Origin of the sequence: Cobetia sp. L2A1, from assembly GCF_009796845.1 — a bacterium.
In the GTDB taxonomy this organism is placed as follows: domain Bacteria; phylum Pseudomonadota; class Gammaproteobacteria; order Pseudomonadales; family Halomonadaceae; genus Cobetia.
Genome location: NZ_CP047025.1, coordinates 3,085,300 through 3,098,990 on the forward strand (window position 1 = coordinate 3,085,300; position 13,691 = coordinate 3,098,990).

At 56.7% G+C, this 13,691-nt stretch carries 12 protein-coding genes; 2 read left to right on the forward strand and 10 right to left on the reverse strand.

All coding sequences use genetic code 11. The features are described from left to right. Window positions 1-165 precede the first annotated feature (165 nt). Window positions 166-1,827, forward strand: a complete 1,662-nt coding sequence (ettA, locus tag GQR90_RS13180) for an energy-dependent translational throttle protein EttA (protein WP_158774509.1) — start codon at window positions 166-168, stop codon at window positions 1,825-1,827. A 197-nt stretch (window positions 1,828-2,024) separates the two neighbouring features. Then, on the forward strand, window positions 2,025-3,401 hold the full coding sequence (locus tag GQR90_RS13185; protein ID WP_158774510.1) for a DUF2254 domain-containing protein: 1,377 nt from the start codon (window positions 2,025-2,027) through the stop codon (window positions 3,399-3,401). 96 nt (window positions 3,402-3,497) lie between these two features. Here the strand turns inward: GQR90_RS13185 and GQR90_RS13190 are convergent, their stop codons facing one another. From GQR90_RS13190 to surE, 10 genes are all read right to left on the reverse strand, one after another. Next, a complete protein-coding gene (locus GQR90_RS13190) occupies window positions 3,498-3,659 on the reverse strand; it encodes a DUF1328 domain-containing protein (protein WP_024951135.1) in 162 nt (53 codons plus the stop codon). A 383-nt stretch (window positions 3,660-4,042) separates the two neighbouring features. After that, window positions 4,043-4,426 carry a TlpA family protein disulfide reductase gene (locus GQR90_RS13195; RefSeq protein WP_158774511.1) on the reverse strand — a complete coding sequence of 128 codons (384 nt, stop codon included), beginning with the start codon at window positions 4,424-4,426 and terminating at the stop codon, window positions 4,043-4,045. An 8-nt stretch (window positions 4,427-4,434) separates the two neighbouring features. Further along, a complete protein-coding gene (lpxL, locus tag GQR90_RS13200; RefSeq protein WP_158774512.1) occupies window positions 4,435-5,352 on the reverse strand; it encodes an LpxL/LpxP family Kdo(2)-lipid IV(A) lauroyl/palmitoleoyl acyltransferase in 918 nt (305 codons plus the stop codon). 60 nt (window positions 5,353-5,412) lie between these two features. Then, the gene (gene alr, locus GQR90_RS13205; RefSeq protein WP_158774513.1) at window positions 5,413-6,546 is read right to left on the reverse strand and encodes an alanine racemase; all 1,134 of its coding nucleotides are present in this window, start codon (window positions 6,544-6,546) and stop codon (window positions 5,413-5,415) included. Between the two features lie 475 nt (window positions 6,547-7,021). Beyond that, the gene (locus GQR90_RS13210; RefSeq protein ID WP_158774514.1) at window positions 7,022-8,395 is read right to left on the reverse strand and encodes a TolC family outer membrane protein; all 1,374 of its coding nucleotides are present in this window, start codon (window positions 8,393-8,395) and stop codon (window positions 7,022-7,024) included. 411 nt (window positions 8,396-8,806) lie between these two features. Then, window positions 8,807-9,781, reverse strand: coding sequence for an RNA polymerase sigma factor RpoS (rpoS, locus tag GQR90_RS13215; protein WP_158774515.1), 975 nt, complete (start codon window positions 9,779-9,781; stop codon window positions 8,807-8,809). Window positions 9,782-9,842: 61 nt separating this feature from the next. Further along, window positions 9,843-11,096: a peptidoglycan DD-metalloendopeptidase family protein gene (locus tag GQR90_RS13220; protein WP_233266300.1), complete on the reverse strand. Its 1,254-nt coding sequence runs from the start codon at window positions 11,094-11,096 to the stop codon at window positions 9,843-9,845. After that, window positions 11,089-12,042, reverse strand: coding sequence for a DUF368 domain-containing protein (locus GQR90_RS13225; RefSeq protein ID WP_158774516.1), 954 nt, complete (start codon window positions 12,040-12,042; stop codon window positions 11,089-11,091). The genes GQR90_RS13220 and GQR90_RS13225 overlap by 8 nt, the downstream gene beginning before the upstream one ends. Next, entirely contained in the window at window positions 12,039-12,695 is a 657-nt protein-coding gene (locus tag GQR90_RS13230; RefSeq protein WP_233266540.1) for a protein-L-isoaspartate(D-aspartate) O-methyltransferase, read from the reverse strand. Before GQR90_RS13230 ends, GQR90_RS13225 begins: the two co-directional genes overlap by 4 nt. 239 nt (window positions 12,696-12,934) lie before the next feature. Further along, window positions 12,935-13,681 carry a 5'/3'-nucleotidase SurE gene (gene surE / locus GQR90_RS13235; protein ID WP_158774517.1) on the reverse strand — a complete coding sequence of 249 codons (747 nt, stop codon included), beginning with the start codon at window positions 13,679-13,681 and terminating at the stop codon, window positions 12,935-12,937. Between the last annotated feature and the right edge of the window lie 10 nt (window positions 13,682-13,691).

A 13,691-nucleotide genomic window follows, 5' to 3' on the forward strand; every position in this document is an offset into this window, starting at 1 on the left:
CACTCCTTTAGCCAGTGACGTACGTGAAATGATGATTGTCTGTCGTGCTGCAGGAGGTACGACAGACAATCACGGCAATGACATGCATGCTCCCCGACTGGTCAAGCGCGGCAGCGGGCACTATCATCAGCGCGTCATTCCATTCTCCAACCTAATTGGAATTCCATGGCGCAATTCGTCTATACCATGAACCGGGTGGGCAAGGTCGTTCCCCCGAAGCGCGAGATCCTCAAGGACATCTCGCTGTCCTTCTTCCCGGGTGCCAAGATCGGTGTACTCGGTCTCAACGGCTCCGGCAAGTCCTCGCTGCTGCGCATCATGGCAGGCGTCGATCAGGACTATAACGGCGAAGCTCGTCCCATGCCGGGCCTGAATGTCGGCTACCTGCCGCAGGAGCCGGAGCTGGACAATTCCAAGAACGTACGCGAGTGCGTCGAGGAATCTCTCGCCCACATCAAGAACGCCCAGAGTGAGCTTGATGAAGTCTACGCGGCCTACGCCGAGCCAGATGCCGATTTCGACGTTCTCGCGTCACGTCAGGCCAAGCTGGAAGACCTGATTCAGGCCTCCGATGCCCACAACCTGGAGCGCAAGCTGGAAGTGGCCGCCGAAGCGCTACGTCTACCACCGTGGGACGCCAATGTCGGCGTATTGTCCGGTGGTGAGCGTCGTCGTGTTGCACTATGCCGTCTGCTGCTTTCAAGCCCGGACATGCTGCTGCTGGATGAGCCGACCAACCACCTGGATGCCGAATCCGTCGCCTGGCTGGAACGCTTCCTCCACGACTATGCTGGCACCGTTGTGGCCATCACTCACGATCGCTACTTCCTCGATAACGTCGCAGGCTGGATTCTCGAGCTTGATCGTGGCCAGGGTATTCCCTTCGAAGGCAACTACTCCTCATGGCTTGAGCAGAAGGACGCCCGTCTGCAACAGGAATCCAAGCAGGAAGCCTCGCGTAACAAGGCTATCCAGCAGGAACTGGAGTGGGTGCGTCAGAATGCCAAAGGCCGGCAGGCCAAGAGCAAGGCGCGTCTCAACCGCTTCGAGGAAATGCAGTCCGGTGATTTCCAGAAGCGTAACGAGACCAACGAAATCTACATTCCGCCGGGACCGCGCCTCGGCGACAAGGTCATCGAGCTGCACAATGTCACCAAGCGTTTTGATGACAAGCTACTGTTTGATGACCTGTCCTTCACCATCCCGCAGGGTGCCATCGTCGGCATCGTCGGTGGTAACGGTGCGGGTAAGTCAACGCTCTTCAAACTGCTGACCGACATGGACACACCGGATAGCGGTGAAGTCGTGCTGGGCGAGACCGTCAAGATCGCCTATGTCGAGCAGCTGCGTGATGGCCTGGAAGATAACCAGACCGTCTGGGAAGCCGTCTCCGACGGCCAGGACATCCTCAACATCAACGGCCATGAAGTGTCGTCGCGTGCCTATGTCGGCCGCTTCAACTTCAAGGGTACTGACCAGCAGAAGCGCCTGTCTGATCTCTCCGGTGGTGAGCGCGGTCGTCTGCAGCTGGCTCAGACCCTCAAGCAAGCAGCCAATGTGCTGCTGCTGGATGAGCCGTCCAACGATCTGGACATCGAGACACTGCGTGCACTGGAAGAGGCCCTACTGGCCTTCCCGGGCTGCGCGATGGTCATCTCGCACGATCGCTGGTTCCTGGATCGCATCGCAACCCACATCCTCGCCTATGAAGGTGAGTCCAATGTGGTGCTCTTCGAGGGGGGGTACTCGGATTACGAAGCGGATTATCACGCCCGTGTCGGTAACGATGCACCCAAGCGCATGAAGTACAAGCGCATCGATGCCTGATCACTGAATGTGATCAACTCATCTGAAAAACGCGTTTGATCAAGACGCCCTCACTGGCCAACCAGTGGGGGCGTCTTGCCATCCAGCATTCTTGCAGTTACCGCCGTGACAGGTCATAACGGTCACAACGCGCTCTGCAGCGTCTCGCCTCAAGGGAGGCCTCATGATCGAGAAGTGCTTATGACAAGGAAACACTCATGACCCGTTGGATACGACAACCTCTCATGTGGTTACGCGCCTACACGACCAGCATTGCCTACCTGCCTAGCTTGCTGGCAACGCTCTACATCACGTTGGGCCTGCTTTCTGTGTTGCCCTCGGGATTGACTACTGCGTCTTCATTACCTGGCAGTGACCTTCTCCAGGCACTGACTTTCAAGGAGCACGACACACCGCGCACATTGTTGGCAGCATTGGTGGGCGGTCTTATCTCACTGATGGTATTCAGTTTCACCATGGTGATGAGTGTGCTGACTCAGGCCGGTGCGCAGTTCTCTCACAAGCTATTGCTGGGATTAGTCACCGAGCGCCACCATCAGCTGGTACTCGGCCATTATCTCGGTAGCCTGCTATTCCTGCTGATCAATCTCATGGTCCCCAACGAAGGTGATGCTCCCACGCTGTGGCGCTCGCTGGCGGTCTATCTCGGCGTGATGATGATGGTCAACTGCCTGGGCATGTTCATCTACTTCATCCATCAGGCATCACAATCGGTACAGATCAACGCTGTCGCGCGCCGACTGGCCGGGCGGACCCGTGCCTCACTCGAGCGCCTACGTAAGCGTAATCGCGGCAACGGTTATAGCGAGCGGGAAGTCACTCGCAATGATGATCACTGTCAGCTGCTACGCGCCCGTCGCCGAGGCTATGTCCAGCAGGTCGACTTCGCCGCCCTCCGCATACTCGCCACTGAGCATGACATGGTGGTGCATCTGGACTTCGCTCTCGGTGCCTTTATCGTCAGCGGCATGCCGTTGATGCGCATCGAATGGCCAAATGGACTGCCAGAGGGCTTCACTGCTGGAGATGAGCTCGATGAGACCCAGCAGGCAGAGTTGATCAATAAACTGCGTGCGGCTCTGGGCTACCTGGATGGTGAGTCAGTGGATGACCTTCATGAGCATGGCCTCACCCAGTTGATGGAGGTCGCCATCAAGGCGCTGTCTCCCGGTATCAATGACCCCGGCACTGCCCGCCTCTGCCTGCATCAGCTTACCGAGCTGCTCGGTGAGCGCATGCTGCTACCCTCCTGTAACTGCTGCGTCGATGATCAGAAACGGGTCAGGGTCAGCTGGGCCATGGAGTCCTTTGACAGCCTGCTCTATCGTTCCATTTCGCCCATCCTGCACTATGGCCGAGATGACCTCTCGATCTGCCTGGCATTGCTGGAGCTGCTCAAGACATTGTCATTGCTGGGTGCAGAGCCCGGGCATATTGCGCTACTGCAACAACATGCCGACAAGGTCGTCGATGCCATTCTTCCCCAGGCAGACTTCGAGATAGATCGGCGCTTCATTGAACTGAGCCTCAAGGCCGGCCATCATCAGCTATCGCTCCCCAGCACGCCTTGGTAGGCCAGTCGCAGTAGGTCAGTCGCAGTAAAATACGAACGCCCGCATCGGTTCATCACCGAGTGCGGGCGTTTCTTGTTGAAGCAAAGCCTTGCTAGATCAGGGCTTGCGACGTCCTTTGAAGAACGACACCAGGAACAGAATCAGGAAGATAACGAACAGCACCTTGGCAATGGTGGCTGCTGTACCCGCGATACCGCCAAAGCCGAGTACCGCAGCGATGACAGCAACGATCAGAAAGATAATGGCATAGTTGAGCATGGCAATTCCTTATGTCATGTGAGTAGGAACAGGGCGCGACCCTAGCATGGGCGGTAAGTCCGGCAGCAGCTCAGGTGGCGGCGATCAATTTCCGCAGCCCGCATAGGTGAATATCGTGATAAAAGGTATTGATGTCAAGGCAATGTCTTACTCCCGTGCAATTCTTGATTCAGTTTTTCAGCAGGGGTTGAAAGTCATCAGCATGAGCCGCACGTCTTGTATCAGGCACGCGACAGGTTGCACTCGGTTGACCGCACGCATGCAAGCTCGGACAAGTGGCGTGACTTGTCGGGTGCCTCCTCCTTCCATCAAAAAGCCCCGACAGGCATTGCCTGTCGGGGCTTTTTGATGGTGTCACCAGTCATGTCGAGAAGAATCAATCGTTACAGGGCAGCGATGAGCGCCTCGGCGTAGGCGACAAGATCCTGTTCATTCATCACTTCAACACGATTGAGGCCACTAGCAATGCTGGCTGGCTGGCCATGACGCACCAGCAAAGTGCGCGGATAGCCGGCACCGCCGATTCGCTCACTCAGCTGAGCATGAGCATCACTGAGGTAGACGCCTCGCGTCTCCTGCACACACAGGGTGATCAGCGGCAAACCACCTCGTGCCAACGCCGCTTCAAAAGCCACCAGTGCCGGGCGCTGACGTACGGCACAGTCCGGACACCATTCAGCGATCTGGTTGAGTACGAAGCTATCTCCTGCAGCAAGGCGCGCTTCGACATCAGACAGTGCAGCGCGGGAAGACAGATCACTAGACATAAATCACCTCAATACAAGGACGGGTCGGTTTTCTGGGGACGCGTCTTGAAGCGCCGATGCAACCATAGATACTGCTCGGGATGCTTGCGGATCGCTCCTTCGATGAAGGCATTGATACAGGTGGCATCTGCTACTTCATCACTGCTGGGGAAGTTTTCCAGCGCCGGCAGATACTCAAGCGTATAGGTATGATCATCCGGATTACGATGGAACATCAGCGGCATGACAGGCGCCCCCGTCATACGTGCGATCTTGGCCGTCAGCCTGATAGAGGCAGCATCGATACCAAAGAAAGGGGCGAAGACACTGACATCACGCCCAAAATCCTGGTCCGGAGAATACCAGACATTATGACCACCCTTGATGCGCCGTACCACGCCCCGCAGGTCATGGCGATCAATGGCAGAACCAAAGAAGCTATTGCGGCCACGTGTCATGAAGCGCTCAAACAGCGGATTGTCATGCGGACGATAGACGGCATCAGCGGGGAAGAACAGCGAGTGCAATGCCCCGCCGATATCCAGCGTCGAGAAGTGGACACCGATGATCAGCGCCCCCTTGCCCTGTGCCATTGTCCGCTCCATGTGCTCCTGCCCCTTGAAGGTGACACGATCTCGCATGTGCTCGGGATCACGACACCAGGCAGTGGCTGTCTCGAAGATGCCGATGCCATTGGCATGAAATGTCCTGCGTACCTGGCGTTTGCGCTCGGCCTCACTCCATTCGGGAAAACATAACTTCAGATTGGTATCGGCAATGTGGCGGCGACTCTTGGCAACGCGCCACGCTAGCTCACCGATACCTCGCCCCAGCCATAACTTGGCGCTCCAAGGCAAAAAGGCTGACACCTTCATGGCACCGATGCTCAGCCAGGTCAGCCAATAGCGGGGATGTGCGAAACTTTCGGGATAGGTCTTCTTGGCCATGGCTCTCTCGTTCAACGGGCAACTGCGGCCATTGTAGCCCGCCCAAGCCTTGCCGTCAGGTCAGGCGTAAGTGCCACCAGTCCCAGAGATACTCTGTGCAGCAATGCTCTGGCGGCCACCGTGATAGCACTTGGGAACACGCGGCAGTATGCCGGTCAGCAGTGTGTAGCTGATGGTGTCGCAACTGGCAGCAACACGATTGACATCAAGCCCCTTGCCCCATAACACCACGCGGGACCCGACTTGCGCCCCGGTGATATCCGTAATATCGATTGTCATCATGTCCATCGATACCTTGCCCGCCAGTACGGTCTCCTGCCCTTCCACGAGTACCGGCGTGCCATCCACGGCATGGCGGTCATAGCCATCACCGTAGCCACACGCAATAACGCCGATACGGGTCGGACGTGTCGCCACGAAACGGCCGGCATACCCCACAGGCTCACCTACGGCGACCTCGCGTACCGCAATGATGGCGGTGGAGAGCGTCATGACAGGCTTCAGTCGACGGCTGGCATCATTGGCCCCTTCAAGCGGATCGGCCCCGTAGAGCATGATGCCCGGACGGTTCCAGTCACCGTGAGCCTCGGGGCAAGCCAAGGTGGCAGGGGAATTGGCCAGACATAACGGCAACTCCAGTGTGGAGGCAAGTGTCTGGACAGCAGCCAGCTGTTTGCGAAAGTAGTCAGGCGATAGGCTATCTGCAGTGGAAAAATGCGTCATCAGGTGCAAGTCACGTGCCTTGCCACTCGCCTCAAGTCGCGTCTTGGCCTCAACGGCCTCCTCTGCAGTAAAGCCCAGACGATGCATACCGGAGTCGAACTTAATCCAGCAGGAGAGTGGCGCAGAAAGTTCGGTAGCTTCCAGCGCGGCTAACTGCCATTCACTGTGAATCGCACACCAGAAGCCTTGTTGAGCCGCCAGCACATACTCTGCGGCCTCAAACACACCTTCCAGCAGTACCACAGGATGCGTGACGCCACCGTCACGTAGCGCCAGTGCCTCTTCGATTGTCGCAACGGCAAACGCTGGAGCGAGGTCTGCCAGTGCATGCGCGCACGCGACAGCACCGTGACCATAGGCATCAGCCTTGATGACGGCTAGAGAGCGCGAACCGGGCGCCAGCTCACAGGCGAGCTGATAATTATGACGCAAGGCATCCAGATCAATATCGGCACGCAGCGGGCGAGACATGGGAAATACTCCAGCAAGGGTAAAAGTCAGACGGGGCAACAATAAGACAACACAAGGCTGTGCCTTGATGCCTTTGAACTGCCTTCAATTATTTTCCATTGAAGCGTTCAGGTCACGCCCAAAAACACCAAACTTTCCACACATTAAATTAGCTATAATCTGCCTTTATCAATTAAAACAGTTTTATCATCTACACGATGACTTTCAGGCTAGTCATCCTGTCTGTCGGCAAGGCACTTGACTGATCAATCCCTGCTGGATGGCGCTTTCACGTGACCGCGAGGCGCGACTCGTTCAGCAACCATTTCTGCCATGCGCAGGTGGCAAGGACCACTCACATCTTGTGGCCCAAAGACGCCAATACCCCCGCAGGCATTGCCTGCGGGGGTATTGGGAATACGGCATGATATACAGCCAGCGCCATCAAATTTCAGACAACTGGCCGCTGAATGTCGCTCACACGACATTCAGGGTGTCATTGGTCGAGGCTTGCCGGCTGTTCCGGTTCTTCATCCGCCAGCAGCAGTGACACCTGTTGGTCATTGACGAGACTCTCGTTCAGGTCACGCACGGTGCTGATGTCGATGATGCCTGCTGCCTGACGCAGATTGAGCAGATCCAGCACATAGGTGTAGCGCGAGGTCGCGTAATCTGACAAGGCTTCGTAGAGGGCCTGTTCGGCATCCAGCACATCCACGATATTGCGAGTGCCCACTTCATAGCCGGAACGCGTCGCTTCCAGCGCACTGCGGCTGGAGACGATGGCCTGCTTGCGTGCCTTGACGGTCAACACATCACTGCGCACCTGGCTGTAGAGAGAACGCACACTCTGGGTCGTGGTGCGTTGCTGGTTGAGCAAGTCATATTGACTCTGCTCCAGCAGGTGAGAGTTCTGACGAACCTGGGCAGAGGTACGACCACCCGTATAGATCGGAACCTCCGCCTGAATGCCAATCTGATTGTATTCTTCGAAGCCATCGGAAATCTCGGCCGCACTGTCTTCGTAGAAGTAACTGGCAAAGGCGCTGAGAACCGGCAAGTGACCCGCCTGTGCCGTCTTGACGTCACCCTTGGCGACATCGATACCCTTTTGAGCCGCACCAATCAGCGGGTTGTTGGCCAGACCCATTTCCACCCACTTCTGACGACTGGCCGGCACCGGCGCTTCGATGGCGAGATCTTCCTTCAGTCCATCAATGGAGTCGTACTGCTTGCCGGTCAGCTGCTGAAGGTCTTCAAAACTGACCTGCAGGTCTGCCGCTGCGGAGATACGTTCAGCACGCGCATCATCGTAGGAGGCGCGCGCTTCCTGAACGTCGGTGATGGCGATCAAGCCGACCTCGAACTGCTGGTTGGCCTGATCCAGCTGACGAGAGAAGGCCTTCTCCTGAGCGATCTTGGCATCCAGAATGTCATTGTTGCTCAGGATGGTGAAATAGGCCGAAGCCACATCATAGAGAATCTGTTGCTGATCAGAATCCAGCAGCAGCTTCTGTTGCCTGGTCGTGTCCTTGCTGGTCGACAGCTCATACCAGCTGGCCGCATCGAAAAGCGCCTGGCTGGCCGAGACTTCAATGCTGCTGCCGAAATAACTGCCCTCGGAAGACGGGCTGGAACTGTAGTTGGTGATATCCGTATGTTGCGCCGTGGCGGTCGCGGAAATCTGAGGGAGCAGATCAGCAAGCTCGATGCGCTCATTGTCCTCGACACTCTGATAGAGAGAGCGGCTGGATGACAAGCTAGCATTGTGCTTTACGGCATCACGCGTGATGTCGAGCAAATTGGCAGCCTGAGCCTGGGTCGCGAAACCCATCGCCAGCACCAGTGGCAAGATACGAAATTTGGCCATTTATGCGTGTTCCTGATCGGTGACAGTCGTGACCTGCATGATGCACCAAAGGCACCAGAGCAAGGTGAAAAGTCTCTTTCACAAGCCGGCTGGACAAGTGCCTCAGCCGGCCTCAGCGGGTCGGGAGAAAAGTGAGCCTCAGTCTAATCGCCGCTCTGTGAAGCGTCCAGTTAGTTGGCTAACTTTATGAACGATACAGCGTTTCCCTGAAGACAACAGTGAGACTAGAACGTGACCCGGGATGCAAGGCTGGACCGAAGTCGGCGTCACCGCTTTCAGGATGCATCGTCGGCTGAAGGTAGCCACCTTGTCTGAATAATAATCAGGAAATATGAAAACGGCCCACCTCGATCAGAGGCAGGCCGCTTCAATGGTGACCATCGCAAGAAGACGATGAAGAACGGCAGCGATTCACTCGAAGATGGATTCCAACGACAGCCCCTGTTTTTCAAGCATGCGCCGCAGTTTCTTGAGGGCCTCGACCTGAATCTGACGCACCCGCTCACGCGTCAAACCAATCTCTTCCCCCACCTCTTCAAGAGTGGCTGCTTCGTGGCCGCGAAGGCCGAAGCGCCGTACCACCACTTCCATCTGTTTTTCCGTCAGTTCCGCCAGCCACTCATCTACATGTGCCTTGACGTCGACATCCACCAGACTGGATTCGGGGCTGGTATCGTTTTCGTCCGCAATGGTCTCGATCAGAGGCTTGTCGCTCTCGCCTCCCATGGGATAATCGACAGAGGAAACACGCTCGTTAAGACCCAGCATCTTCTTGACCGTGGCGACCGGCTTGTCGAGGAAATTTGCAATTTCCTCGGCCGTCGCCTCGTGATCAAGCTTTTGAGTCAACTGACGCGCGGCTCTCAGATAGATATTGAGTTCCTTGACGACATGAATCGGCAGACGAATAGTGCGTGTCTGATTCATCAATGCTCGCTCAATGGTTTGCCGGATCCACCAGGTCGCATAGGTCGAGAAGCGGAATCCGCGCTCGGGATCAAACTTCTCGACGGCACGAATCAGCCCGAGATTTCCTTCCTCGATCAGATCAAGCAGCGACAGACCTCTGTTCAGATAGCGCCGCGCAATCTTGACCACAAGGCGCAGGTTCGACTCGATCATGCGCTGACGACCCGCGGGGTCGCCGGCTTGCGCCAGACGCCCGAAGAAGACCTCTTCCTCGGGCTTGAGCAACGGGGAGAAGCCAATCTCGTTGAGGTAGATCTGGGTAGCATCCAGGCTTTGGTAGTGCTTGCGCTCTTCACGGTTCAAGGCGCGTTCAAAGGCAGCCTCTTCCGCTTCAGCCTCAAGCGTCTCGTCTTCCTCGACATCATCGAGAGACAACTCCGCCTCAGCCTGATCGATATCCTTTTCCAGCATGCTCATGTCGATACCCCGTTGTCTCTGATCTGATGCCAGGAACTTGTTGTTGTGGCAGCGGCGGGAATCAGCGGTTGGGCAAGAACTTCAGTGGGTCTTTCGGTTGCCCATCCTCACGAATCTCGAAGTGCAGCTGCGCGCGTTCGGCGTCAGTCGCTCCCAAGGTGGCAATTACCTGTCCGGCATCGACAACATCATTCTCCGATACCTTCAGACTTTCATTGTGTGCGTAGGCACTCAAATAACGGTTGTTGTGCTTGAGGATAATGAGGTTTCCGTACCCGCGCACACCACTACCGGCGTAAACCACAATGCCCGGCCCTGCTGCCTTGACAGGTTGCCCCTTTTGACCAGCGATATCAATGCCACCTGTGACACTCTTGGACTCACCGAACTTGCCGATGATTTCGCCTTGCGTAGGCCACTGCCAGTCAACGTCTTTTACGGGGACGTAGGTTTTCTTGGCAGGTACGGCCTCGGGCGTCGCGCCAGCCACATTGGTGCCTTTTTCAACTGTATCAGCGCCATTTTTCACGCTAGCAGCAGCCTTCTCACGCTCAGCCTGTGCAGAAGCCGCTGCTTGATCTGCCTTTTCCTGTGTTGCCTTGCGTGCTGCGGCCTGCGCTGCGGCGGCACTATTGGACGCATTTGTCGCAGCAGAGTCTGCAGCCGTTCTGTTGGAAGCGAGGGAGTCAGAGGCAGTAGAACTGGCCTGAGAGACAGACTCATTGGCGGTGCGAGCCGTTTCTGCCAACGCCTCTTCACTGCCTTCCTGATAGATCGGGCCGGGCGCCGTACCTGCGGCTGCAGCGGCGCCCGTGGCGGCTGAAGAGACACCACCAGCTCCCGTGGTCAATGACTGTGCCTGGCTTGAGCGCTGCTTCTGCTGAGCAAGCGCAGCTTCATCCGGCGCTAACCAGTCCGGCACTTCCGTACCTGCAATATTGCCACTATCACCACTGCCCAATCCTGTGGCAACCACTCCACTACCCGAGGCCGCATTGACAGTACCGGCATCACTGGCATTCGCTGGCAACTGCGCCTTGGGATCCAGACGCAGTGTCTGCCCTGGCTGCAGAGTGTAAGGGGGATTCAAGCCATTCATACGTGCCACATCACGGAAGTCCTGGCCGCTCTGCCAAGCGATGCCATACAGCGTATCGCCACGCTGAACGGAGTAGGTATTGGACGTGATGCGAGCATTGCCGCCGGTAAGATCCTGAACCTGTGGCCGCGTCGTCGCTGTACTGCATGCTGCCAAGGCGCCTAATACCAGCCCTGCCAGCGTAAGCCTGATTCCCTTGTTCATCCTGTCATTCATGTTCCTGCTCCTTGCGGGAATTCTTGGAAGAGTCGTCTGAACTGGAGCGTTCTCCAGCAAACCAGACCAGCAATATGCCAGCCAGCATCACGGCGATCGCGACCCACAACTGGGCAGGCTCTCCCGTCACGCTGGTATAGGTGTCCGGCGTCATGAATTGATAGTCCAGCGGTACTTGCTCACCTTTGGGACCGATACGATAATCGGTAATCGTGCGCCACGGCCAGAGTACCGGCAGTGACCCGAGAATGAAGCCGGTCAATAGCATCAGTGTCGCGGTGTGATGGTGACGAAACAACCATGACAATAAACGCGAGAAGGTAAAGAGGCCTATTGCGCAACCACTGCCAAACAGCAGAATAAGCTGTACATCGAAACTTTTGATACCTGTCATCACGGTGCCATACAGGCCCATGGTCAATAACAGGAAACTACCGGATACCCCTGGCAGCAGCATTGCACTGATGGCGATGGCGCCCCCAGCCACCAATACCCAGGAGGCATCACTCGCAGCAGGCAACAGACTGGGTAGCTTGCTGGCCAGTACCACGCCGAGCGCAAGCCAGATCAGATAGCCGATCTTGAATTCGGTAATACGCCGCGCCACGATCACACCGGAGCACACGACCAGCCCGAAAAAGAAGGCATTGAGCAATAGCGGTTGAGTACCCATCAACCAGGTGACCAGATGCGCCACCGTGATCAGACTGGCAAAGATACCGATGACCAATGGCAGTAGAAACGCCAAATTCAGATGCTGCCACAGCGCCTTGAAACCATCTTTGCGCCATACGCCGATGGCAGAAGGTCCGAAGCGCTTGATGGTATCGATCAATTCTTCATAGATGCCGGTTACAAAGGCAATCGTGCCGCCGGATACCCCGGGCACCGCATCGGCAGCTCCCATGCCGACACCCTTGAAGAACACGCTCAAAGCTCGTTTCACCTGATCACTCCTTCGAGCAGCGGCACGAAGCGCACCGCCTCGAGTCGCTGAATATCCTGAGTATCACCAACGTGGCGCACTCGTGTCAGCCACTGGCGATCACTATCGTCTTCGGCCAATGGCACAATCATCACACCGCCAGGTGCCAGCTGATCCAGCAACGCTTGAGGCAGCTGGGAGGCGCATGCCGTTACCACTATTAGATCAAAACCCTCTGCTAGCCCTTCCCAACCGTGGCCACCATCGGCATGACGCAGTTCAATATTATCCAGTGCGAACCAACCGAGTCGCTGCCGAGCACGCAGATGCAATGAGGCAATACGCTCAAGCGATGCAACCCGACCAAATAACCGTGCCAGTAGCAAGGTCTGATACCCCGAACCGGTACCCACCTCAAGCACGTTGCATTCCCCGAGCGGACGGGGAGCCGCTATCAGCGCCAGTTCTGTCATGCGGGCATGCATATAGGGCTGGGAGAGCGTCTGCCCTTGCCCGAGTGGTAACGCAGTATCTTCATAGGCACGGTGCGCCAGCGCTTCATCGAGGAAGAGATGGCGTGGCTCACTGGCCATCAAGGCCAGCACTCGCTCATCGTGAATACCGGCATCTTCCAGACGCGCCACCATGCGGTCACGAGTCCGCTGCGACGTCATACCAATACCGCTTAGCTGTTTGGTATCCGGCCGTCTCAACTGCAGCGAACCATAACTTTCAGGCAAGTCTTCTGACGAGTTGTCTGACTGCAGAAGAGAGAAACCGTTCTGATACGCATCCTTCATGGTATTCATTTGCATCCTATCAACCGACGTATTGGGCGCCCGGCTCTCTGATCATTCTTCGAGCGTGCCATGCATCAGCCCCGCGTATCGAAGCAGCTCAACAGAACTACCTCTTAGGTCAGCGCTTCAAGCCACTGCTCAACATCATGTCGAGCAGAATGGGAGGTCAGGTCCGTCATCAATGGTGTGATGGAGACATAACCTGCTGCCACGGCAGCAAAATCAGTATCGTCACCACCATCAATGCCTTCACCCGCCAAGGCGATCCAGTAGCGAGTGCGCCCACGAGGATCATGCACTGCGATAGGCGCCCCCGCCGGACCACGATGTCCCTGCCGTGTGACACGGAAGCCACGAATCTCGCTCCATGGCAGGTCTGGCACATTGACGTTGAGCAGCGAGCGCGGGGGCAGGGCCAATGTCTCGGAAGCGCCGACGAGGCTAGCGGCCACGCGACCAGCGGTCTCGAAATGGGTCTTGCCGCACAGCGACATCGCTATCGCTGACATGCCGAGCGAGCGCCCTTCCATCGCTGCCGCCACGGTGCCTGAATACAACACGTCATCGCCAAGATTGGCACCATGGTTGATTCCAGAAATCACGATATCCGGCTTCTCATCCCAAATACCATTGACGCCGAGATAGACACAGTCCGCTGGCGTACCGTCGACGCTATAAAAGCCGTTGTCCATCGCCGACAGCATCAGTGGGCGACTGAGTGTCAACGAGTTACTGGCCCCGGAGCGATCACGATCTGGCGCGACAACGCGAATACGCGCCTGCCCCACCAATGCATCATGTAACGCCTTCAGGCCCGGGGCATGCACTCCATCGTCATTGGAAAGCAAAATCTTGCGCATCATCTCGCCT

Bases quoted from the DNA above. Each gene is read 5' to 3' on its own strand.
- GQR90_RS13190 (WP_024951135.1), bottom strand. From the start codon at position 3,659: ATGCTCAACTATGCCATTATCTTTCTGATCGTTGCTGTCATCGCTGCG.
- GQR90_RS13220 (WP_233266300.1), bottom strand. From the start codon at position 11,096: ATGAATGACAGGATGAACAAGGGAATCAGGCTTACGCTGGCAGGGCTG.
- GQR90_RS13210 (WP_158774514.1), bottom strand. From the start codon at position 8,395: ATGGCCAAATTTCGTATCTTGCCACTGGTGCTGGCGATGGGTTTCGCG.
- alr (WP_158774513.1), bottom strand. From the start codon at position 6,546: ATGTCTCGCCCGCTGCGTGCCGATATTGATCTGGATGCCTTGCGTCAT.
- lpxL (WP_158774512.1), bottom strand. From the start codon at position 5,352: ATGGCCAAGAAGACCTATCCCGAAAGTTTCGCACATCCCCGCTATTGG.
- GQR90_RS13195 (WP_158774511.1), bottom strand. From the start codon at position 4,426: ATGTCTAGTGATCTGTCTTCCCGCGCTGCACTGTCTGATGTCGAAGCG.
- rpoS (WP_158774515.1), bottom strand. From the start codon at position 9,781: ATGAGCATGCTGGAAAAGGATATCGATCAGGCTGAGGCGGAGTTGTCT.
- GQR90_RS13185 (WP_158774510.1), top strand. From the start codon at position 2,025: ATGACCCGTTGGATACGACAACCTCTCATGTGGTTACGCGCCTACACG.
- GQR90_RS13230 (WP_233266540.1), bottom strand. From the start codon at position 12,695: ATGACGTCGCAGCGGACTCGTGACCGCATGGTGGCGCGTCTGGAAGAT.
- surE (WP_158774517.1), bottom strand. From the start codon at position 13,681: ATGCGCAAGATTTTGCTTTCCAATGACGATGGAGTGCATGCCCCGGGC.
- ettA (WP_158774509.1), top strand. From the start codon at position 166: ATGGCGCAATTCGTCTATACCATGAACCGGGTGGGCAAGGTCGTTCCC.